The sequence below is a fragment of the Nocardiopsis sp. NPDC006938 genome, assembly GCF_042869555.1.
Taxonomy (GTDB): Bacteria; Actinomycetota; Actinomycetes; order Streptosporangiales; family Streptosporangiaceae; genus Nocardiopsis.
In genome coordinates this window covers 194,595-214,708 of sequence record NZ_JBIAGA010000006.1, presented here as the reverse complement: position 1 = coordinate 214,708, position 20,114 = coordinate 194,595, and the positions used below count along the sequence as shown (strand labels likewise).

At 70.5% G+C, this 20,114-nt stretch carries 21 protein-coding genes; 3 read left to right on the top strand and 18 right to left on the bottom strand.

Annotated elements, in window-relative coordinates; all coding sequences use genetic code 11:
- Positions 1-227 precede the first annotated feature (227 nt).
- Complete coding sequence (locus ACFYL4_RS12325) at positions 228-2,375, top strand: acyltransferase family protein (RefSeq protein WP_387518289.1); 2,148 nt, start codon at positions 228-230, stop codon at positions 2,373-2,375.
- An 18-nt stretch (positions 2,376-2,393) separates the two neighbouring features.
- Here the strand turns inward: ACFYL4_RS12325 and ACFYL4_RS12320 are convergent, their stop codons facing one another.
- The 3 genes from ACFYL4_RS12320 to ACFYL4_RS12310 form a co-directional block, all read right to left on the bottom strand.
- Positions 2,394-3,494, bottom strand: a complete 1,101-nt coding sequence (locus ACFYL4_RS12320) for a DUF6716 putative glycosyltransferase (protein ID WP_387518288.1) — start codon at positions 3,492-3,494, stop codon at positions 2,394-2,396.
- A gap of 144 nt (positions 3,495-3,638) precedes the next feature.
- Positions 3,639-4,403, bottom strand: coding sequence for a crotonase/enoyl-CoA hydratase family protein (locus ACFYL4_RS12315; RefSeq protein WP_387518287.1), 765 nt, complete (start codon positions 4,401-4,403; stop codon positions 3,639-3,641).
- A 9-nt stretch (positions 4,404-4,412) separates the two neighbouring features.
- A complete protein-coding gene (locus ACFYL4_RS12310) occupies positions 4,413-5,186 on the bottom strand; it encodes an SDR family NAD(P)-dependent oxidoreductase (protein ID WP_357760582.1) in 774 nt (257 codons plus the stop codon).
- A gap of 204 nt (positions 5,187-5,390) precedes the next feature.
- Here ACFYL4_RS12310 and ACFYL4_RS12305 point away from each other — a divergent pair, with 204 nt between their 5' ends.
- Positions 5,391-5,987 carry a Uma2 family endonuclease gene (locus tag ACFYL4_RS12305; protein ID WP_387518286.1) on the top strand — a complete coding sequence of 199 codons (597 nt, stop codon included), beginning with the start codon at positions 5,391-5,393 and terminating at the stop codon, positions 5,985-5,987.
- A 1-nt stretch (position 5,988) separates the two neighbouring features.
- Here the strand turns inward: ACFYL4_RS12305 and ACFYL4_RS12300 are convergent, their stop codons facing one another.
- From ACFYL4_RS12300 to rplM, 4 genes are all read right to left on the bottom strand, one after another.
- The gene (locus ACFYL4_RS12300) at positions 5,989-7,020 is read right to left on the bottom strand and encodes an ROK family glucokinase (protein ID WP_387518285.1); all 1,032 of its coding nucleotides are present in this window, start codon (positions 7,018-7,020) and stop codon (positions 5,989-5,991) included.
- A gap of 144 nt (positions 7,021-7,164) precedes the next feature.
- A complete protein-coding gene (gene glmM, locus ACFYL4_RS12295; protein WP_357760573.1) occupies positions 7,165-8,505 on the bottom strand; it encodes a phosphoglucosamine mutase in 1,341 nt (446 codons plus the stop codon).
- Between the two features lie 164 nt (positions 8,506-8,669).
- Entirely contained in the window at positions 8,670-9,179 is a 510-nt protein-coding gene (gene rpsI / locus ACFYL4_RS12290; protein WP_357760570.1) for a 30S ribosomal protein S9, read from the bottom strand.
- Between the two features lie 37 nt (positions 9,180-9,216).
- Entirely contained in the window at positions 9,217-9,666 is a 450-nt protein-coding gene (gene rplM / locus ACFYL4_RS12285; protein WP_357760567.1) for a 50S ribosomal protein L13, read from the bottom strand.
- Positions 9,667-10,679: 1,013 nt separating this feature from the next.
- Here rplM and ACFYL4_RS12280 point away from each other — a divergent pair.
- Positions 10,680-12,074: a hypothetical protein gene (locus ACFYL4_RS12280; protein WP_387518284.1), complete on the top strand. Its 1,395-nt coding sequence runs from the start codon at positions 10,680-10,682 to the stop codon at positions 12,072-12,074.
- Between the two features lie 81 nt (positions 12,075-12,155).
- Here ACFYL4_RS12280 and truA read toward each other — a convergent pair whose 3' ends face one another.
- The 11 genes from truA to secY all read right to left on the bottom strand — a co-directional run bounded on the left by truA (position 12,156) and on the right by secY (position 20,027).
- Positions 12,156-13,004 (bottom strand): tRNA pseudouridine(38-40) synthase TruA, encoded by an 849-nt coding sequence (truA, locus tag ACFYL4_RS12275; protein WP_387518283.1) that lies wholly within the window; start codon positions 13,002-13,004, stop codon positions 12,156-12,158.
- 165 nt (positions 13,005-13,169) lie between these two features.
- The gene (gene rplQ, locus ACFYL4_RS12270; RefSeq protein WP_357760558.1) at positions 13,170-13,634 is read right to left on the bottom strand and encodes a 50S ribosomal protein L17; all 465 of its coding nucleotides are present in this window, start codon (positions 13,632-13,634) and stop codon (positions 13,170-13,172) included.
- Between the two features lie 65 nt (positions 13,635-13,699).
- Positions 13,700-14,722 (bottom strand): DNA-directed RNA polymerase subunit alpha, encoded by a 1,023-nt coding sequence (locus ACFYL4_RS12265; protein WP_017542981.1) that lies wholly within the window; start codon positions 14,720-14,722, stop codon positions 13,700-13,702.
- Positions 14,723-14,904: 182 nt separating this feature from the next.
- Complete coding sequence (gene rpsK, locus ACFYL4_RS12260) at positions 14,905-15,309, bottom strand: 30S ribosomal protein S11 (RefSeq protein WP_017542982.1); 405 nt, start codon at positions 15,307-15,309, stop codon at positions 14,905-14,907.
- Between the two features lie 69 nt (positions 15,310-15,378).
- Positions 15,379-15,759 carry a 30S ribosomal protein S13 gene (rpsM, locus tag ACFYL4_RS12255; protein WP_017542983.1) on the bottom strand — a complete coding sequence of 127 codons (381 nt, stop codon included), beginning with the start codon at positions 15,757-15,759 and terminating at the stop codon, positions 15,379-15,381.
- 219 nt (positions 15,760-15,978) lie between these two features.
- Complete coding sequence (gene rpmJ / locus ACFYL4_RS12250; RefSeq protein ID WP_082206327.1) at positions 15,979-16,092, bottom strand: 50S ribosomal protein L36; 114 nt, start codon at positions 16,090-16,092, stop codon at positions 15,979-15,981.
- Positions 16,093-16,146: 54 nt separating this feature from the next.
- The gene (gene infA, locus ACFYL4_RS12245; RefSeq protein WP_017578623.1) at positions 16,147-16,368 is read right to left on the bottom strand and encodes a translation initiation factor IF-1; all 222 of its coding nucleotides are present in this window, start codon (positions 16,366-16,368) and stop codon (positions 16,147-16,149) included.
- A 337-nt stretch (positions 16,369-16,705) separates the two neighbouring features.
- A complete protein-coding gene (locus ACFYL4_RS12240) occupies positions 16,706-17,149 on the bottom strand; it encodes a DUF1707 domain-containing protein (protein WP_357760550.1) in 444 nt (147 codons plus the stop codon).
- Between the two features lie 83 nt (positions 17,150-17,232).
- Positions 17,233-18,054: a type I methionyl aminopeptidase gene (map, locus tag ACFYL4_RS12235; RefSeq protein WP_357760547.1), complete on the bottom strand. Its 822-nt coding sequence runs from the start codon at positions 18,052-18,054 to the stop codon at positions 17,233-17,235.
- Entirely contained in the window at positions 18,054-18,713 is a 660-nt protein-coding gene (locus ACFYL4_RS12230) for an adenylate kinase (RefSeq protein ID WP_357760545.1), read from the bottom strand. The genes map and ACFYL4_RS12230 overlap by 1 nt, the downstream gene beginning before the upstream one ends.
- Positions 18,714-20,027 (bottom strand): preprotein translocase subunit SecY, encoded by a 1,314-nt coding sequence (gene secY / locus ACFYL4_RS12225; protein ID WP_357760542.1) that lies wholly within the window; start codon positions 20,025-20,027, stop codon positions 18,714-18,716. It lies immediately after the preceding gene.
- Between the last annotated feature and the right edge of the window lie 87 nt (positions 20,028-20,114).

Genomic DNA, 20,114 nt, shown 5'->3' with positions numbered 1-20,114 from the left:
CTTCCGTGTGACCACCCACACATGTCGTCCCTGCTCAGGGATACGCATTCACACAGATTTCATCTCGACTCGACAACAGCACACGTCCCTCACACGGGACACACCCCGATGCTGCTGATACTGGACCGGCAGGGCCTCTCCCTCAGCCCCACCACACTCCTGGTACACAGGCCGTCACTCCGACGGCCCGGCTGACCCCTGCCCTCCTTCGAGCCCGAGGCAGACCCGTGTCCGTTCCCGCCCTGAATCGCGCCCCCGACGCCGTCACGACCCGCGTGACCGCCACGGGGAGCCGTCGCCGCCCCGACATCGAAGGGCTGCGCGCCGTCGCCGCCCTGCTGATCGCCGTCTACCACATCTGGTTCGGCACGGTCTCCGGCGGTGTCGACGTCTTCCTGCTCCTCACCGGATTCCTCATCACGGGGTCCCTGGTCAGGGCGATGGAGCGCGACGGCCGCGTCGACCTCGCCGCCTTCTGGACCAAGCTGGTGAAGCGGCTCTTCCCCGCCGGGGCGGTGGTGCTCGGCGCCGTCCTGCTGATGGCGTACGCGTACTTCCCCCGCTCCCAGTGGACCACCGTCATCGACGACGTGTGGGCCGCGGCGCTCTACTACGGGAACTGGCACCTGGCGCTGGGCTCCGTCGACTACATGGCGGAGAACTCCGCGGCCAGCCCCGTCCAACACTTCTGGTCCCTGGCGGTGCAGGGGCAGTTCTACCTGCTGTGGCCGCTCCTGGTCTGCGGGGCCGCGCTGCTCGCCGTCCGGCTGGGCCGGTCGGCGCGCCGGGGCGCGGCGGTGGCCGTGGGCGCGGTGTTCGCCGTCTCGTTCGGCTACTCGCTGTGGATCACCGCGACCGCGCCGGTGTGGGCCTACTTCGACACCGGGGCCCGCCTGTGGGAGCTGGCCCTGGGCGGCGTCCTCGCCCTGTTCGTCCACCGGGTGGACCTGCCGGGTTGGGCGCGTACCGTCGCGGGGTGGGCCGGCCTGGCCGCGCTGGTGCTGTGCGGTCTCGTGATCGGCGACGCCCTGCCCTACCCGGGGTACGCCTCCCTGTGGCCCACCCTGGCCGCGCTGCTGATCATCCTGGCGGGCGCGGGCACGGCCGCCAACGGCAGGCTGTCCGCCAACCGCCTGTTGGGCGCGCGCCCGCTGACCTGGCTGGGCGGCCACGCCTACACCCTGTTCCTGTGGCACTGGCCGGTGCTGGTCCTGCACCTGGAGCTGACCGGCCTGGAGCGCCCCACCCCCGGCGGAGGCCTGCTGGTCCTGGGCGTGTCCTTCGCGGCGGCCCTGGCCACCAGCTGGATGGTGGACGGCGGCGTCAGCCGGGCGACACGACGGCTGCGCACCCCGGCGTGGTCCCTGGCCGCCGGGGTGCTCTTCGTGGTCCCGGTACTGGTCGCGGGCTCCCTGTGGGCGCAGTCGATCGAACGCGACCGGCAGCTGCGTACGGAACTCAGCTCGAACCCGCTCGCCTATCCGGGGGCGGCGGTCCACCTCGACCAGGACCTGGCCAGGAACCTGCCCGCCCTGCCCGTCTACCCGGACACGACCACGGTCGCCCGCGACACCATCGACCAGACCCGCGCGTGCAACGCCCTGATCGACCAGACCGAGGTGGTCACCTGCGAGTTCGGCGACCCGCGCTCCGACTACACGATCGCCCTCGTCGGCAGCTCCCACGTGCGGCACTGGTTCCAGGCGCTGGAGACCCTCGCCGACCAGCACGGGTGGCGGCTGGTCACGATGACCAAGAACGCCTGCCAGTTCAGTTCCGGAGAACAGCGGTACCGGGGCGAGGTCTTCACCGAGTGCGCCCAGTGGAACGACGGCGTCATGGCCGCCCTGGACGAGCTGGAGCCGGACACCGTCTTCACCCTGGCCTCGCTCACCAGCGTGCGCAGCGGCCCCGAGGAGCACGTCCCCGAGGGGTTCGTGGAGCGCTGGCGCCAGCTGGACGCACGGGGGATCGACGTCGTCGCGGTGCGCGACACACCCCGGTTCTCCTTCCGCGTCCCCGACTGCACCGACCGCAACCACCGCTCGGAGTGCTCCGAACCCGCGTCGCACTCGATGGCCGAACGGGCCCCCTACCTGGAGCTGGACGACGTCCCGGCCAACACCCGGTTCCTGGACATGACGGGCTACCTGTGCCAGGACGACGTCTGCCACGGGGTGATCGGGAACCAGCTGGTGTACTACGACACCAACCACTTCTCGTACTCGTTCTCGCAGTCGCTGGCCGCGGTCATGGAGCCGTACCTTCTGGAGGCGGCGGGCCGGGCGCCCGAGGCGGAGCTCACGCTGGCCGAGGCCGCCCTGTCCCCGGAGGAGGCCGCGGAGGCGGCGCGGGAGCACGACGGGAGTTCCTGAGCGCCCGAACCGAAGCCGTCAGCCGAGCTCGCCCCGCAGGCGGCGCAGGTGGAGGCCGCGCAGGCGGTCCACCCAGTCGTCGAGTTCGGGCGGGTGGAAGTGGTTCTGCTCGCCCCACTCCCGGCCGGGCCGCCGGAAGCGGGTGGCCCTCACGTCGGCCAGGGTGCCGAGCAGACCGCTGTCCTCGAAGACCGTGTTGCCCTGGCCCGGGCCCACCCCGAAGTCGGTGAGGACGAGGGTGGGCACCCGGTGCGCGAGGGCCTCCATCACCGCCGTGGACCCGACCGCGGCCAGGCCGCGCGCCCGGTCCAGCTGGTCGGACAGACGGCCGGAGCGGAACACCAGGACGTGGTCCTCCACGAGTTCGGCCCGGACCAGCGACCGCCAGGTCTCCACGAACGGGAGGCGGTCGCCCGGTTCGCGGCCCAGATGGACCACGACCTCCAGGTCGGGGCGGTCCTCGGCAAGCTCGGTCAGGGCCAGCAGCACGTCGCGGCGCCCCCGCTCGGTGTCCGGCGCCCCCGGGTGGGCCGCGTACACGACACGGTCGCGCCGCGCGGCCCGGTCCGCGTCCGGACGGCCCAGCGGAAGACTGCCCAGCCCCACCTCGCCCCGCACGCCCAGCCGCTCGCCCAGGTCGGTGTAGGCGGCGACCTCGCGCCGACTGTGCGCCACGAGCAGGTCGACCCGGGAGCGGTGCAGCCACTCCCCCTCCGAGGCGGGCAGGGACAGGCCGGGGAGCGCGGAGACCACCACCGGGCGGTACCGGCGCACGACGGACCTCAGGGAGCAGGAGAGCGTCTCCACCAGCGGCCCGGAACAGTTGAGCAGCACGACGTCGGGGCGGTGGCGCCGGACCAGGGCACGGACTTGCCGCGCGGTGAGCACCGGCACCCGCAGGCCCGCCTGGCGGCTGCCCTCGGTCTCGTCGCGGATGCGCGCCGGGGAGGGGGTCCGGTCGGTGCGGGCGACGGCGAGTCCGACGGTGGTACCGGCCCCGGAGAGCCGGTCGAGCATGGCGACGGTGAGGCCGACCCGCTCCGAGGAGTCGGCCACCGCCAGGATCGTGGGCGCCCCGACCCGGGTGGCGGGGCGGCTCCGAGTGGGAATGAGGGTCACGCGGCCGTCTCCTTGGCGCTCGGAAGGGAACACCAGGCTACACACGGAGAGTGACCACTCGGGAACACGTGGTGGGTTCACCGCCGGGCGACGCCGACGGCGGCCGCCCCGGCTGGGACGGCCGCCGTCGGGGCCGGGTGGGCGCTACTCGCCCTTCCAGACCGGAGCGCGCTTCTCGGCGAAGGCGATCGCCCCCTCCATGGCGTCCTGGCTGACGAACACCGGACCCGCCAGCTCGTTCTGCCGCTCCCACATCTGGTCGCCGGACCAGTCGTCCGAGGCCTGGATGATCTCCTTGGAGACCTTCAGCGCCAGCGGACCGTTGGGCGTGATGCGGGCGGCCAGGGCCCGCGCCCCGTCCAGGGCGCCGCCGCTCTCGGTGAGCTGGTTGACCAGGCCCAGCTCGGCCAGGCGCCGCGCCCCGACGAAGTCGCCGGTCAGGGCGAACTCCATCGCGATGTTGCGCGGGATGCGGTGATGGAGGCGCAGCAGACCCCCGGCCCCCGCCACCAGGCCGCGCTTCACCTCGGGGATGCCGAACCGCGCGTCGTCGGCCGCCACGACCAGGTCGCAGGCGAGCACCGCCTCGAACCCGCCCGCGAGGGCGTACCCCTCGACCGCCGCGATCAGGGGCTTCTTCGGGCCGCGCTCGGCGAAACCGCCGAACCCGCGCCCCTCGACCACCGGGACCTCGCCCTTCATGAAGGCCTTGAGGTCCATCCCGGCGCAGAAGGTCCCGCCCGCGCCGGTGATGATGGCGACGTGCACGTCCTTGCGGGCGTCCACGTCGTCCAGGGCCTGGGCGATGAGCGTCGCGACCGCCGCGTTCACGGCGTTCTTCGCCTTGGGACGGTTGATGGTGATGACGGCGACGCCGTCCTCAGCCGTGTAGAGAACCTCGTCGGACACGGTGTCCTCCTACTTCGGGGGCATGCGGAGGCCGCCGTCGATCCGGACGACCTCGCCGTTGACGTAGCTGACCTCCAGCAGGGTCCGGGCCAGCTTGCCGAACTCGGCGGCGGTGCCCAGGCGCTTGGGGAAGGGGACCGGGGCGGCGAGGCGCTGCTTGAACTCCTCCGACCCCGGGCCGTCGCCGTAGATGGGGGTCTCCAGGATGCCGGGGGCGATGGTGTTCACGGTGACGCCGATGGCCGCGAGGTCGCGCGCCGCCGGGAGGGTCATGCCGATCACGCCGCCCTTGGAGGAGGAGTAGGCGATCTGACCGATCTGACCTTCGATGCCCGCGAGGGAGGCGGTGTTGAGGATGGAGCCGCGCTCGCCGTCCTCGTTGACCGGTTCGGTCTTGGCGATCTCGGCCGCCGACAGACGCAGCACGTTGAAGGTGCCGATGAGGTTGACCTGGATGACCTTCTGGTAGCTGTCCAGGTCGTGGGGGTTGCCGTTCCGGTCCACCGTGCGGGTCGCCCAGCCGATCCCGGCGCAGGAGACCGCGACGCGGAAGGGCTTGCCGGTGTCGACGGCGGCCTGAACGGCGGCCTTGACCTGGTCCTCCTGGGAGACGTCGGTGGAGACGAAGACGCCACCGATCTCCTTGGCGACCGCCTCGCCGCGCTCGGCGTTGAGGTCGGCGACGACGACGGTGGCACCGGCGGAGGCGAGTTCCCTGGCGGTGGCCTCACCGAGGCCACTCGCGCCGCCCGAGACGAGGGCGGAGATTCCGTTGAGATCCATGGCCGCACTCTACAGAGAATGTGACCCGCGCACTAGAACCGGGTTCGGTTAATCATGGGTAACGCCTCTGACCAGTGCCCTTGGAACCCCAGTGGAGCGGGTATGAGGAAGGCACGCTCTTCTGTCGTCACTTAGCGCTACCTTCCTGTCATGCGAAGAACAGCGACACCAGGGTGGCCCCGGGAATCGACCCAGGAGGACGCGATGGCCGAGCCGCTCCCCGACTGGTTCCTCACCCCGCCCGGGGGCTGGACCGCTGATGACATGGACCGACTTCCCCCGGGAGCACCCCGGATGGAACTCATCGACGGAGCGCTCGTCTTGCTGTCCCCCCAGACCCGCTTTCACTCGCACGTCATGCGCCACCTGGCCAACGCTCTGGAGGAGGCGGCGCCGAAGAACGTCGACGTCATCGCGCGGATGACGATGAAGCTGGGCAGGTACCAGCGCCCAGAGCCCGACCTCCTCGTCCACGAGTTCGAGGAGGGGAAGGACGACCACCTCGACTGGTACCAGGCCACCCACGTCCCGCCCGAGGACGTGCTCATCGCGATCGAGATCGTCTCCCCGGAGTCGCGGGAGCGGGACCGCACCACCAAACCGATGAAGTACGCGGCAGCCGGAATCCCGCACTTCTGGCGGATCGAACCAGAGGAGACGGAACCCGCGATCCACGTGTACGAGCTCGACGGGGGCCGCGACCCCCGCTACGTTCCGACCACCATCGCCCGGGAGCGGCTCACGCTGGACGTGCCCTTCCCCATCGACGTCGACGTGCGGGCGCTCACACCCCGGCACTGACTCACCACCGGGCCCTGCCCAGACGCGGCTGCCTGCGCCGTCTCCTCCCCCTCGGCAGGGCCTCCCGCGCGAGGTCGGCGGCGCCCACCAGCCCCGCCTGGTTGCCCAGGGCGGCGGCCACCACACGGGCCTCCGGCCGGTAGCCCCGGCCGGTCAACCCCCTGGCGAACGCGCTCCGGGCCGGGCCGAGCAACAGCTCGCCCACCTCGGACACGCCACCGCCGATCACGAACAGCTCCGGGTCGAAGGCGGCCGCCAGGTTGGCCAACCCCACCCCGAGCCAACCGCCCGCCTCCTCCAGGAGCTCCCTGCAGGCACGGTCCCCCTTGAGAGCCAACTCGCTCACCAGCGGACCGGTGATCAGCGCCGGGTCCCCGCCCACCGCCTGTCGCAGTGCCTCGGCCACCGGAGACCCGGCCGCGACCAGCTCCCGCGCCTCCCGGGTGAGCGCGTTACCGCTGGCGTACTGCTCCCAGCAGCCCCGGTTCCCGCACTCGCAACGGTGCCCGCCCGGCACCACCGTCATGTGACCGAACTCGCCCGCGATCCCGTAGCGGCCGCGCCGCAACTCCCCGCCCAGGACGACCGCGCCCCCGATCCCCGTCCCCAGGTTCACCACCACGACGTCGTCCACGCCGCGCGCGGCCCCCGCGCGCACCTCCGCCCAGGCCGAGGCGTTCGCGTCGTTCTCCACCACCACCGGCAGCCCCAGGCGCACCGACAGCGCGTCCCGGAGCGGCTCCTCACGCCACGACAGGTGCGGGGCGAACAACACCCGGGAGCGGCGCTCGTCCACGAACCCGGCCGCGCCCACGCCCACGGCCCGCACCCGGTACTCGCGCCGCAGCTCGGACACGACCGCCACGATCGTGTCCTCCACCACCGACGCGTTCCTGCTCCGGTCGGGAGTCTGTGTCCGCAGCCGCGCCAGCACCCTCCCGCCCGGTGTGACCACCCCGGCGGCGACCTTGGTCCCGCCGATGTCCACACCGATGGTCAGGGGGTGCCCGTGCCGCCCGTCCGCCGCCGCCATGCCCGCTCCACTCCGTCGTCCGAGGGCCGCGGGGCCCCGGTCGTCCGACCCTAGGGAGCGGCCCGCCCCACCACACCGCACACACACGAAACGCGCACCCGGGCCACGGTGTGCCCGGATGCGCGCGCTCGTCGAAACGTCTCCCTAGCCGAGGGCGGAGCGCACCACGGCGGCGAGGCGCTCGGCCACCGCCGTGGCCTGCTCCTGCTCGGGGGCCTCCACCATCACGCGGACCTTCGGCTCGGTCCCGCTGGGCCGGATCAGCACCCGGCCGGTCTCGCCCAGCTCGGCCTCGGCCGCGCTGACGGCGGCGGCCAGCTCCTCGGACTCCGCCGCCCGCGACCGGTCCACGTCCGCGACGTTGATGAGCACCTGCGGGAGGCGGGTCATCACCTTGGCCAGCTCGGCCAGGCCCTGGCCCCGGTGTGCCATCGCGGCCAGCAGGTGCAGCCCCGTCAACAGGCCGTCGCCGGTGGTGGCGTGGTCCAGCAGGATCACGTGGCCGGACTGCTCGCCGCCCAGCCCGAACCCGGCGCGCTTCATCTCCTCCAGCACGTAGCGGTCGCCCACCGCCGTCTCCACCACGGTGACGCCCTCACGCGCCATCGCCAGCTTCAGACCGAGGTTGGACATGACCGTCACCACGAGGGTGTCCTTCGCCAGGCGCCCGGCCTCCTTGGCCTCCGTGGCCAGGATCGCGAGGATCTGGTCCCCGTCCACCACGTTGCCCTCGGAGTCCACCGCCAGGCAGCGGTCGGCGTCGCCGTCGTTGGCGATACCGGCGTCCGCGCCGTGCAGCCGCACCGCCTCCTGGAGCGCGCCGAGGCTGGTGGAACCGCAGCCCTGGTTGATGTTGTGGCCGTCCGGCCGGTCGCCGATCGCGATGACCTCGGCGCCCGCCCGGCGCAGCGCCTCGGGCGCGACCGTGCTGGCGGCGCCGTGGGCGCAGTCCATGACGACCTTGAGCCCGTCCAGGCGGTGCGGGAGCGAGTCCAGCACGTGCCGGGTGTACAGCTCGGCTCCGTCGTGGGACTCGGTGACCCGGCCGACCGCGTCGCCCACGGCGGGGGTCGACGGCACGCCGAGCATGCCCTCGATCTCCTCCTCCAGGGCGTCCTCCAGCTTCTGGCCGCCCCGCGCGAAGAACTTGATGCCGTTGTCCGGAGCCGGGTTGTGGCTCGCCGAGAGCATGACGCCGAAGTCGGCGCCCAGGGTCCCGGTGAGGTAGGCGACGGCCGGGGTCGGCAGCACGCCGACCCTGACGACGTCCACGCCGGTGCTGGCCAGACCCGCGACGACCGCGGCCTCCAGGAACTCTCCGGACGCCCGGGGATCGCGGCCGACCACCGCGAGCGGACGCCGCCCCCCGTCGGCGGCGCGCGTCAGCACCCGCGCCGCGGCGATGGACAGTTCCAGGGTGAGAGAAGCGGTCAGGTCGCGTCCCGCGAGACCGCGTACGCCGTCGGTTCCGAACAGCCGAGCCACAGGCGACAGCCCCTTTCGAAAGCGGTGCCGGAGAGAGCCGGCACCGGTGAAGTTCAGCGTGGCGGAGAAAGCCACCGAAAAAACAGCGAGCCCGCACGCCGTTCCCGACAGAGGGAACGGCGTACGGGCGAAAGCTCAGCCGAGCGGAAGCCGGCGCATGAGCATTAGCGCTTGGAGAACTGCGGAGCCTTGCGCGCCTTCTTGAGACCGGCCTTCTTCCGCTCGACCTCGCGGTCGTCACGGGTGAGGAAGCCGGCCTTCTTCAGGGTGGGGCGGTTGTTCTCGGCGTCCAGGGAGGCCAGGGCACGGGCGATGCCGTGACGCAGGGCTCCGGCCTGGCCGCTGGTGCCGCCGCCGTCCAGACGGGCGGAGACGTCGTAGGCGCCGTCGAATCCGAGGGAGACGAAGGGGTCCTTGACGGTCTGCTGGTGAACCTTGTCCGGGAAGTAGACGTCAAGCGGCTTGCCGTTGATCTTCCACTCGCCCGTACCGGGGGCGATGCGGACGCGGGCGACGGCCTGCTTACGACGACCGGTACCGGCGCTGGGGCCGGAGGCGGTGGGAACGTAGGCGGCGGTCGTCTCGTCCGACTCGCTCGTGTACTCGGAGGGGAACTCCTCCGGGTTCTCGGCGATTTCCTGCTCGACGGCTTCGATGCCGGTGGGCTCGGCCACGGTTATCCTCGTGCTTCCTGTGAAAGTCTGCGAACGCCTAGGCGGGCTGCTCGATCTTCTTCATTTCGAACGGAACCGGCTGCTGGGCCTGGTGCGGGTGCTCCGCACCGGCGTACACCTTGAGCTTCTTGCCCATCTGACGGCCGAGGGAGCCCTTGGGGAGCATGCCCTTGACGGCCTTCTCGATGGCCCGCTCGGGGTTCTTCTCCAGCAGGTCGGCGTACGCGATCGAACGCAGACCGCCGGGGTAACCGGAGTGCCGGTAGGCACGCTTCTGGTCCAGCTTCTTACCGGTCAGCGCGACCTTCTCGGCGTTCACGACGATGACGAAGTCGCCGGTGTCGATGTGGGGCGCGTAGTAGGGCTTGTGCTTGCCCCGAAGCAGCGTGGCGACCTGGCTCGCCATACGCCCGAGCACGAGATCGGTAGCGTCGACAACGTGCCACTGACGCTGGACATCGTTTGGTTTGGGGCTGTATGTGCGCACGATCGTTCGCCTTCGCTCTTCCAGTCGGCTGCCCCATCCCGAACGGGATGGTGGACTCGTATTACGGAACACCCCTACGGGTGCGGGGCCGAACAGCCGCCGCGGGTGCGGGGCTGTTACGTGGCCGGATGTCCCATGTCCAATCAGGACGACCCGGTCGTGAGTGCGCAGACGATGGTGCGTGGATCGGCACCCAGCTTCGGGAGTTTGGGGCCCACGGCAACTCAACGCACAACGACGAAATATCCTACCTGTCCACCCTAACGCAGGTCAAAGAGCGCGTAGGGCCGACCGATGGGATACGTCTGGCGGGAAAGCGCCGGGACGGGTTCACATCCGTGACCTCTCCGCCTTTTATTATGCCTGTCGCCGGGAGTGCTTCGTCCTGCTCTCGCCCGCGCGTTGGTTACCCTTGCACCAAAAGGCCGGTATCCGCCCGGTACCACGGGCGGCGACCCGCACCTTGGAGACGCCCGTCACGATCGCCGAACGTCCGCTGACGCAGTACGGAAGCCACAACGCGGACACAGGCCAGGGGCCCGGCGAACCGCGGCCCAGTCCCACCCTCAGAGCCTTCGGAGACTCCCATCAGCACCCATCCGAACCCGCCTCAGTACGGCCCAGACGGACGACCTCTCCAGCCGGAGGCAGGCGACGGTCGGGACCTGCTCGGGGCGCCCTCCCAGCCCGAGGGCCAGCATTCCACATCCGGACCGCAGTGGCCGCACGCCACACCCGCCGCGGCCCCCTCCGGGCCGCAGTTCCCGCCGCACGCCGGGCCGAGCGGCCCGCAGGCGCCCCCGCCCGCGCCGGGCCTCCCCCCGCACGGCCAGTTCCCGCAGCCGCCCCGGGGCGCTACGGCGCCACAGGGTGTTCCCGGTGCGCACAGCGGTCCCCAGTTCCCGCCGCACGCCGGGCCGAGCGGCCCGCAGGCTCCGCAGACGCACGTCGGGCCGCCCCGTGGCGGCCTCCCGCCCGGAGCGCCGGGCGGACCCACCGGCGGCCACCCCGGAATGGGACATCTCACTCAGAGCGGGCCCAACGCGGCGCCCGGAGTGCCGCAGGGCGCCGTTCCCCCGGGCGGCCCCCAGGGACCCGCACCGGTGCCCGGCCTGCCGGGCACCGGACCGCAGGCGCCCGGGCCGACCCCTCCCGGGCAGCCCCGACCGGGACAGCCGCATCCCGGGCAGACGCTTCCCCCCGGAGCGCCCCGGCCCCACCCCGGGCAGGGCGCCCCGCCGCCTCCGCTCACCCAGGGCCGCCCGCCCCAGCCGCCGACCGGTCCGCACCCGGGCCAGGCCGGTCCTCCTCCCGGCCATCCCGGGAGCGGCGCCCAGGTGCCGCCCGGCGGCCCCCAGGCCATGCCCACCGGCGGTCAGCCGTCGATGCGCGGCCCGATCCCTCCCCCGCCGAACGCGCTGCCGCCCGGCGGCCCCGGGACACTCCCCGGCGGCCCCGGTCCCCAGCCGCACGGCGGTCCGGGCGCCCCCGGCATGCCCCCGCACGGAGCGCCCTCCTACCCGGCGGCGCCAACCGAGCCGCCCCGGCCCGCCGAGGAACCGGTCTTCCCGCCCGACGCCATGGGCGCGACCCAGAACCTGCGCGCCGTCCCCGCCGCGCCCGCGGGCAACGCCCGGCCGCTCTACCGGGACGAGGTGCCCGAGGACGCCGGAGCCGACACGGCCCAGTTCGACGTCCAGAGCGTGCGTGACGAGTACGACGACTACGACGATTACGACGACTACGACGACCGGGCCCCGCGCAGGCGCCCCCGGAGCCAGCTCATCCTCCTGGGCGCGGGCTTCGTCGCCCTGCTCGCCATCGCGGGCGGCGGCGCCTTCTACTTCGGGTTCGGTTCCGGCGGCTCCGGCTCTCCGGTCGCCGACGAGGACGCCGACTCCGGGTCCCTGGCGCCCGACGGACTCTTCCCCGAGGAGATCGAGATCGAGGGCCAGGGCACGTTCAGCCGCGTGGCCGTCGACGACACCGAGGACTGCGCCACCGGTACCCACGGCGACTACGGCACGGTCCTGGCCGACAACGACTGCCGACAGCTGGTGCGCGCCTCGTACCTGAGCGAGGACCAGAACCGGGCGGTCACGGTCGGGATCGCCGCCATGCCCAGCGACTCCGAGGCCGAGACGGCCCTGGGCGCGCAGGACCTGGTCGGCGCCGAGTGGTTCGCGGGCCTGCCCGGCGAGGAGGGCACCCCCGCCGAGCGCCTGGGCTACTCCGGCGGCCACGGCAGCAGCGGCCAGTGGGGCCGCTACCTCCTCTTCTCCCTGTCCGCCAACAGCGACGGCAGCGACGAGGAGACCGAGGACGGCTCCGACGCCACCGAGCTGCGCGACATCGGCGACGGGTTCATCGAGAACGTCCACCAGGCGCTGGCCGACGACCGCGCCTGATGACGGCCGCCGCGCACGCGAACGGCGCCGCCCCCGGTCCACGGTTCGTGGTCGGGGGCGGCGCCGTTCCGCTTCGGCGGACTACTCCGCGTGGCCCTTGCAGGGCAGTTCGCGGACCCGCCGGGTGAGGCTCGCCCGGCCCGCCAGCTCCTCGTCCGCCGGGTAGCGCACCTCCTCCAGGCTCAACCCCTGGGGGCCCACCACCTGGACCGACGAGTCGCGCACGGCGGCGCCCAGGACCCGACCCGGCCAGTCGACACCGCGCCGCCCGTCCCCCACCGTCACGAGCGCGCCCACGAGCGCGCGCACCATGTTGTGGCAGAACGCGTCGGCCTGGATCGTCCCGGCGATCAGGTGCTCGTCCTCCCGCACCCACTCCAGACGCAGCAGTTCCCGGATGGTGGTGGCGCCCTCACGCTTCTTGCAGAAGGCGGCGAAGTCGTGCTCACCGAGCAGCAGCGCGGCGGCCTCGTTCATCCGGTCGACGTCCACCGGGTGCCGGTGCCAGAGCACGTCGCGGCGGCGCAGCGGCTCCACCCCGTAGGGGGCGTCGCTGATCCGGTAGACGTACCTGCGGAACAGGGGCGAGAAGCGCGCGTCGAACCCCGGCGGCGCCACCCGGACACCGTTGACCCGCACGTCCCCGGGCAGCACGCCGGCGAGCCTGCGCAGCACCCGCTCCCCCTCGGCCTCCCAGGTCGCCAGCGGCACGTCCACCTGCGCCACCTGACCGCGCGCGTGCACACCCGCGTCGGTGCGCCCGGCGCACGTCACCGAGGCCGACGGCAGCCGCAGCACCTTCGCCAGCGCGGACTCCAGTTCACCCTGGACCGTTCGCCGGGTCGGCTGGGCCGCCCACCCGGAGAAGTCCGTGCCGTCGTAGGCGATGTCCAATCGCAGCCGGACGGTGGTCGTCTCGTTCTCGTCCATCCCCACCCCGCATCCGGGCGCACCCCCGTGGACGCGCCCCGGCCACCCCGGGGTCGCCGCGGCGACCCCGGGTGACCCCGTGAAAAGAGAAGTGCCCGACCCCCGCGAGGGTCGGGCACTCGGCGAGCCTGGTACGCGGGCCCCTTGGCCCTGCGCACGGCAGCCCTACTTGCTCTCGGAGCTCTCCTCGGTGGCCTCGGGGGCCTCCGTGGCGGTGTCCTCGGCCGTGGCGGTCTCCTCGACGGGAGCGGCGGCCGGAGCGGCGGGAGCGTTCAGCGCCTCGACCAGCTCGATGACGGCCATCGGGGCGTTGTCGCCCTTGCGCGGACCGATCTTGGTGATACGGGTGTAGCCACCGGGACGGTTCTCGTAGCGCGGGCCGATCTCGGTGAAGAGCTCGTGCACCACGGACTTGTCCGTGATCTTGGTCAGCACCTGACGGCGGGCGTGCAGGTCACCGCGCTTGCCCAGCGTGATGAGCTTCTCGGCGTACGGACGCAGGCGCTTGGCCTTGGCCTCCGTGGTGCGGATACGGCCGTGCTGGAACAGCGAGGTGGCGAGGTTCGCCAGGATGTGCCGCTCGTGAGCGGGCCCGGAACCCAGACGGGCGCCCTTGGTAGGCGTGGGCATGGTGTCGTTCTCCTAGTGATGCGGTCCACGGCCGCACTCGGCCGGGGACCTTGGGGCGACGAAGGTTAGTACTGCTCCGTCTCGACGAAGGACTCACCCTCGTCGTCCTCGGAGCCGTAGGAGTCGGCCGCGGTGCTGGGGTCGAATCCGGGCGGGGAGTCCTTCAGGGACAGGCCCATGTCGATGAGCTTCTGCTTGACCTCATCGATGGACTTGGCACCGAAGTTGCGGATGTCCAACAGGTCCTGCTCGGAGCGGGCAACCAGCTCACCAACGCTGTGGATGCCCTCACGCTTGAGGCAGTTGTAGGACCGGACCGTGAGGTTGAGGTCCTCGATCGGCAGCGCCAGGTCCGCCGCGAGCGCGGCGTCCGTGGGCGACGGGCCCATGTCGATGCCCTCGGCGTCGACGTTGAGCTCACGCGCCAGACCGAACAACTCGACCAGGGTCTTGCCCGCGCTGGCCACGGCGTCACGCGGACGGATGGCCGGCTTGGTCTCGATGTCGACGATCAGGCGGTCGAAGTCGGTGCGCTGCTCGACTCGGGTGGCCTCGACCTTGTAGGTCACACGCAGCACCGGCGAGTAGATGGAGTCGATCGGGATGCGACCGATCTCCTGCCCCTGCTGCTTGTTCTGCGTCGCCGAGACGTAACCGCGGCCGCGCTCGACCGTCAGCTCCATCTCCAGCTTGCCCTTGCCGTTCAGCGTGGCGATGTGCAGGTCGGGGTTGTGCACCTCGACACCGGCCGGCGGAGCGATGTCCGCGGCGGTCACCACACCGGGGCCCTGCTTGCGCAGGTACATCAGCACCGGCTCGTCGTGCTCGGAGCTGACGACCAGACCCTTGAGGTTGAGGATCATCTCGGTGACGTCCTCCTTGACCCCGGGCACGGTGGTGAACTCGTGCTCGACGCCCTCGATGCGGATGCTGGTGACAGCCGCACCGGGGATGGAGGACAGCAGCGTACGTCGGAGAGAGTTACCGATCGTGTAGCCGAAACCCGGCTCCAGCGGCTCGATGACAAACCTCGAACGCAGGTCCGAGACGACTTCCTCGGTGAGCGTGGGACGCTGTGCGATCAACATGGTCCGTGACTTCCCTTCCACATGGCCGCCCGCTATTTGACGGCCACCGGACGGACACCACCGGAAGCGGTGGCGTCCCCTGTTCGGATTCCTACCCGGTCCGCGCCGCTTCCCCACAGGGAGCGGCGGCGGACCGCACCGCGGGGTGCCCGCGCGGTAGGAGGCGCGGGCACCGGTGCCGATCAGACGCGGCGGCGCTTCGGCGGACGGCAGCCGTTGTGCGGAACCGGGGTGACGTCCTGGATGGAGCCCACCTCGAGGCCGGTCGCCTGGAGCGAACGGATGGCGGTCTCCCGGCCGGAACCCGGGCCCTTCACGAAGACGTCGACCTTGCGGACGCCGTGCTCCTGGGCACGGCGGGCCGCGGCCTCGGCGGCCATCTGCGCGGCGTAGGGGGTGGACTTACGCGACCCCTTGAAGCCGACCTGACCCGAGCTGGCCCAGGCGATCACCGCACCGGTCGGGTCGGTGATGCTCACGATCGTGTTGTTGAACGTGCTCTTGATGTGAGCGTGCCCGTGGGCGATGTTCTTCTTTTCCTTGCGGCGCACCTTGCGCGCGGCACCCTGACGGCCCTTAGGCGGCATGAGCGAAACTCCCAGAGATCATCGGTCCGTGTGTATCTTCTCGGACGCGGTTGACAGGTCCGAGGCGGACTACTTCTTGCCGGCCTTCTTCTTGCCGGCCACGGTCTTCTTCTTGCCCTTGCGGGTGCGGGCGTTGGTCTGCGTGCGCTGACCGCGGACCGGAAGGCCACGACGGTGGCGAATGCCCTGGTAGCTGCCGATCTCCATCTTGCGACGGATGTCGGCCTGGACCTCGCGACGCAGGTCACCCTCGACCTGGTAGTTGGCGTCGATCCACTCGCGCAGCTTGACCAGGTCCTCTTCGGACAGCTGGTAGACGCGGGTGTTCCCGTCGACACCGGTGTTCTTCAGGGTTTCGAGGGCGCGCGTGCGGCCAACCCCGAAAACGTACGTGAGAGCGATCTCCACCCGCTTGTCGCGGGGGAGGTCAACGCCGGCAATACGTGCCATGTGGGCGAGACTCCATCCATGCATATGCGGAGGTCTGACCCGTTCCCTCCTCTCGTCGCCCAATCGACGAGGCCCCGGCCTCCGACCGGGGGTTCTCCCCCGCGCGTCCTGGACGGCGGGAGATCGGAACAGGTATTCGTTGTTTCACGTGCCCGGCGGGGAGCTGTTCTCCCTACCGGGTCCTCGCTGTGCGGAAGCCGCGGCGAGCGAGCCGGGGTGTTAGCCCTGGCGCTGCTTGTGACGCGGGTCCGAGCAAATGACCATGATCCGTCGGTTACGACGGATCACGCGGCACTTCGCGCAGATCTTCTTCACGCTCGGCTTGACCTTCATGGTGACTCCGAACTCATCACATCACCAGTCTTGGGCCGTGCGGCCCCTGACGGGCTACTTGTAGCGGTAAACGATGCGCCCGCGCGTGAGGTCGTACGGGCTCAGCTCCACGACGACGCGGTCGTCGGGGAGAATACGGATGTAGTTCATCCGCATCTTGCCGCTGATGTGGGCAAGGACCGTGTGCTTGTTGTCGAGCTCTACCTTGAACATAGCGTTGGGTAGCGACTCGACAACGGAACCCTCGATCTCGATGGCGCCGTCTTTCTTCGCCATGTCCTCCACGCCTCGCTCATCGATTGGTTGATCATGACAACCCGACGCGACCCCAGTGGCCTCGCATGACACGAGAGCCCGAACGACCGGAGAGATCCTGGTCGTTTGAGCCTGAACACACTGGAAGCTCGGGCCAACTGCGAGAGAGCGTACGTCGAGTGGAATGACGTGGCACAAAGAAGGCAGACTGACCCAACAGCCCGCGTATGGGCTTTGACAGTCTATCCCCTCCGGGCAAGTACTCCTAACCGAAGGGCACAGAACCCTACACCGTCCGCCCCTCGGGCAGAACAGGTGTGCGGGCCGTTCCGTTCCCGGCCCGGTTCCCGGCTCCGGATCAGTCCTCGCCCTGGCCGCGCTGGGCGGCGAGGACACCGAAGGTCACCACGGACATCATGATCCCCCACGGGCCCAGGACCCACAGGAACCACGGGTAGTCGGCCCCGGTCGTGAAGAAGAGGATCATCCAGATGAAGAAGCAGAGGGCGTTGACCCCGCCGTAGAGGACCCACGGCACCATCAGCGCCGGGTCGCGCAACCGCAGCGGTGGGACAGCGGCGTCCGCCAGCGGCGCGCGGCCCACGTCGGCCAGGTCGCGCTCGGGCAGGTCCCGGGTCACCAGGGCCAGCTCCTCCACGGTCCTGGACCGGTACGCCTGGCTGAGGCGCTCGGTGAACTCCTCGTGGTCCAGCCGCCCCTGGGCGAAGTGCTCCTGGAGCAGGCCCGCCACGCGGTCGCGCTCCGAGTCGGACGTTCGTATCGACGGCACCGGGTCGGACACTGCGCGCACCTCGCCTCTCGTGGGTGGTCGCCGCCCCCGCCGCTCCGGCCGGTGGCCGGAGGGGTCCGGGGACGTGCCCGCCGTCACCAGGTCGGCTGGACGAGCCCCATCTGAGTGATTTTATCGCGGTTCGACTCGCGTGCGGTCAGCACCATCGGACCGTCCGCCGTGATCGCGACGGTGTGCTCGAAGTGCGCGGAACGGCCGCCGTCGCGGGTGACGACGGTCCAGCCGTCGTCCAGCTCCTCCACGTCGTGCCGACCACTCGTGGTCATCGGCTCGATCGCCAGGCACATGCCCTCGACGAGCTTCTGACCACGGCCCTTCTTGCCGTAGTTGAGCACGTGCGGGTCCATGTGCATCTGGGTGCCGATACCGTGGCCGCCGTACTCGCGCACGTTGCCGTAGCCGTGGGCGGCGATGTGGCCGCCGATCGCGAACCCGATGTCGCCCAGGCGGCCGCCCGGACGCATCTGCGCGATCCCCCGCCACATGGACTCCTCGCACACCTCCATCATCGCGAGGTCCTCGGGCCGGGCCTGGCCGACCGCGATGGTCACCGCGGAGTCGCCGTGCCAGCCGTCCAGGATGGCACCGCAGTCGATGGAGATGATGTCGCCGTCGGCCAGGACGCGCTCGGCGCTCGGGATACCGTGCACGACCTCCTCGTTCACCGAGGCGCAGATCGAACCGGGAAAGCCGTGGTACCCCTTGAAGGAGGGGATGGCCCCGGCGTCCCGGATGACCTTCTCGGCCACGGCGTCGAGTTCGAGGGTGGACACTCCGGGCCGCACAGCGGCCCGGAGGGTGTCCAGGGCGCGGGCCACGACCTGGCCCGCCGCCCGCATCTTCGCGATCTGTTCCGGCGTCTTGATCTGCACACCGGAGTCGCCTCTGGGAGACATCAGCGACCCGACCGCTTCTCCTCGATGGCGGCCTTCGCGCGAGCCGTCACCTCCGCCACGGGGCCCGTGGCGGCGATGGTGGCCAGCAGGCCCTCACCCGAGTAGAACTCGACCAGCGGCGCGGTCTGCTCGCGGTAGACCTTGAGCCGGTGCCGGATGGTCTCCTCGCGGTCGTCCTCGCGCTGGTACAGCTCCGCGCCCTCCACGTCACACTTGCCCGCCACCTCGGGGGCGTCGTACTCGACGTGGTACACACGGCCGCACTCGGGGCAGGAACGACGGCCCGAGAGGCGCTTGACGACCTCCTCCTCGTCGACCCGCAGCTCCAGGACGACGTCCAGCCCGGTGCCGAGGTCGGCCAGCATGCCCTTGAGCGTCTCCGCCTGGGGGACGTTGCGGGGGAACCCGTCGAGCAGGAAACCGTCCTTCGCGTCCCCCTGGGCCAGCCGGTCCTTGACCATGGCGTTCGTGACCTCGTCGGGGACGAGGTCACCACGGTCCATGAACTCCTTGGCCTTCTTGCCGAGTTCCGTACCACCGCTGACGTTGGCCCGGAAGATGTCACCGGTGGACACCTTCGGGATCGACAGCTCTTCCGCGAGGATCTGGGCCTGGGTGCCCTTACCGGCCCCAGGCGGCCCCACCAATACTGCACGCATTTATCGCAGAAAACCTTCGTAGTTCCTCTGCTGGAGGTGACTCTCGATCTGCTTCACCGTGTCCAGCCCGACACCCACCATGATCAGGATGCTCGTCCCGCCGAAGGGGAAGTTCATGTCGGCACCGGTGGCGCCGAGAGCGACCATGGGCAGGAGAGCGATCACACCCAGGTACAGCGATCCGGGGGTCGTCAGACGAGTCAGGACGAAGTCCAGGTACTCGGCGGTCGGACGCCCAGGTCGGATACCCGGGATGAACCCACCGTACTTCTTCATGTTGTCGGCGACTTCAGTGGGGTTGAACGTGATGGCCACGTAGAAGAACGCGAAGCCGACGATCATGACGAAGAACGTCGCCATGTAGACGGGGTGAGTGCCCGTGAGGAAGTAGGTCTGGAAGAACTGGGCCACCGGATGGGTGGAGTCCTGCCCGATCAGACCGACGACCAGCTGCGGGAGGTACAGCAGCGAGGAGGCGAAGATCACGGGGATGATGCCCGCCTGGTTGACCTTCAGGGGGATGTAGGTCGAGCTGCCGCCGTACATGCGACGACCCACCATGCGCTTCGCGTACTGCACCGGGATGCGGCGCTGCGCCTGCTCCATGAACACCACGGCGGTGATCAGAGCCAGACCGGCGACGCAGATGATGATGAAGATCCAGACCGACCGCTCCTCGTACAGACCCATGATCGAGGAGGGGAACATCGCGATGACCTGGGTGAAGATCAGCAGCGACATACCGTTGCCGACACCGCGCTCGGTGATCAGCTCACCCATCCACATGATGATCGCGGTACCCGCGGTCATCACGAAGACGATCGTCACCATGGTGAGGATGTCCTGGTTGGGCATGTAGACCGACGGGTCGATCGAGTTCTGGAAGAGGGCGCCCGTGCGGGCCATGGCCACGATGGAGGTGGCCTGGAGCACGGCGAGCATGAGGGTGAGATAGCGGGTGTACTGCGTGATCTTGCTCTGCCCGGCCTGGCCCTCCTTCTTGAGGGCCTCCAACCGGGGGATCACCACAGTGAGGAGGTTGATGATGATGCTCGCGGTGATGTACGGCATGACCCCGAGCGCGAACACCGCCAGTTGAAGCAGCGCGCCGCCGCTGAACAGGTTCACCAACGCGTAGACACCGGACTGGTCCTGCGCGGTGATGAAGTCCATCTGGTCCCTGATCGCCGCCGAGTCGATGCCCGGTGCGGGAATCACCGAACCCAGCCGGAACAGCGTCAGGATGAACAGTGTGAACAGCAGCTTATTGCGCAGGTCGGGCGTGCGGAATGCACGAACGAACGCACCTAGCACGTCTCCTCCTGCGCGGCTTCGGCGGCGGAACGGGTTCCAGACATCGCGGCCGATCCTGAATCGTCGTAGAACGTCAGCACCGGGCTG

What these genes read in the sequence shown, in the direction of transcription:
- rpmJ (WP_082206327.1), bottom strand. Translation starts at nt 16,092, where the DNA reads ATGAAGGTCAAGCCGAGCGTGAAGAAGATCTGCGCGAAGTGCCGCGTG.
- truA (WP_387518283.1), bottom strand. Translation starts at nt 13,004, where the DNA reads ATGGACGAGAACGAGACGACCACCGTCCGGCTGCGATTGGACATCGCC.
- map (WP_357760547.1), bottom strand. Translation starts at nt 18,054, where the DNA reads ATGTCTCCCAGAGGCGACTCCGGTGTGCAGATCAAGACGCCGGAACAG.
- ACFYL4_RS12265 (WP_017542981.1), bottom strand. Translation starts at nt 14,722, where the DNA reads ATGTTGATCGCACAGCGTCCCACGCTCACCGAGGAAGTCGTCTCGGAC.
- ACFYL4_RS12230 (WP_357760545.1), bottom strand. Translation starts at nt 18,713, where the DNA reads ATGCGTGCAGTATTGGTGGGGCCGCCTGGGGCCGGTAAGGGCACCCAG.
- rpsM (WP_017542983.1), bottom strand. Translation starts at nt 15,759, where the DNA reads ATGGCACGTATTGCCGGCGTTGACCTCCCCCGCGACAAGCGGGTGGAG.
- ACFYL4_RS12305 (WP_387518286.1), top strand. Translation starts at nt 5,391, where the DNA reads ATGGCCGAGCCGCTCCCCGACTGGTTCCTCACCCCGCCCGGGGGCTGG.
- ACFYL4_RS12280 (WP_387518284.1), top strand. Translation starts at nt 10,680, where the DNA reads ATGGGACATCTCACTCAGAGCGGGCCCAACGCGGCGCCCGGAGTGCCG.
- ACFYL4_RS12300 (WP_387518285.1), bottom strand. Translation starts at nt 7,020, where the DNA reads ATGGCGGCGGCGGACGGGCGGCACGGGCACCCCCTGACCATCGGTGTG.
- infA (WP_017578623.1), bottom strand. Translation starts at nt 16,368, where the DNA reads ATGGCGAAGAAAGACGGCGCCATCGAGATCGAGGGTTCCGTTGTCGAG.
- rplQ (WP_357760558.1), bottom strand. Translation starts at nt 13,634, where the DNA reads ATGCCCACGCCTACCAAGGGCGCCCGTCTGGGTTCCGGGCCCGCTCAC.
- ACFYL4_RS12310 (WP_357760582.1), bottom strand. Translation starts at nt 5,186, where the DNA reads ATGGATCTCAACGGAATCTCCGCCCTCGTCTCGGGCGGCGCGAGTGGC.
- rpsK (WP_017542982.1), bottom strand. Translation starts at nt 15,309, where the DNA reads ATGCCGCCTAAGGGCCGTCAGGGTGCCGCGCGCAAGGTGCGCCGCAAG.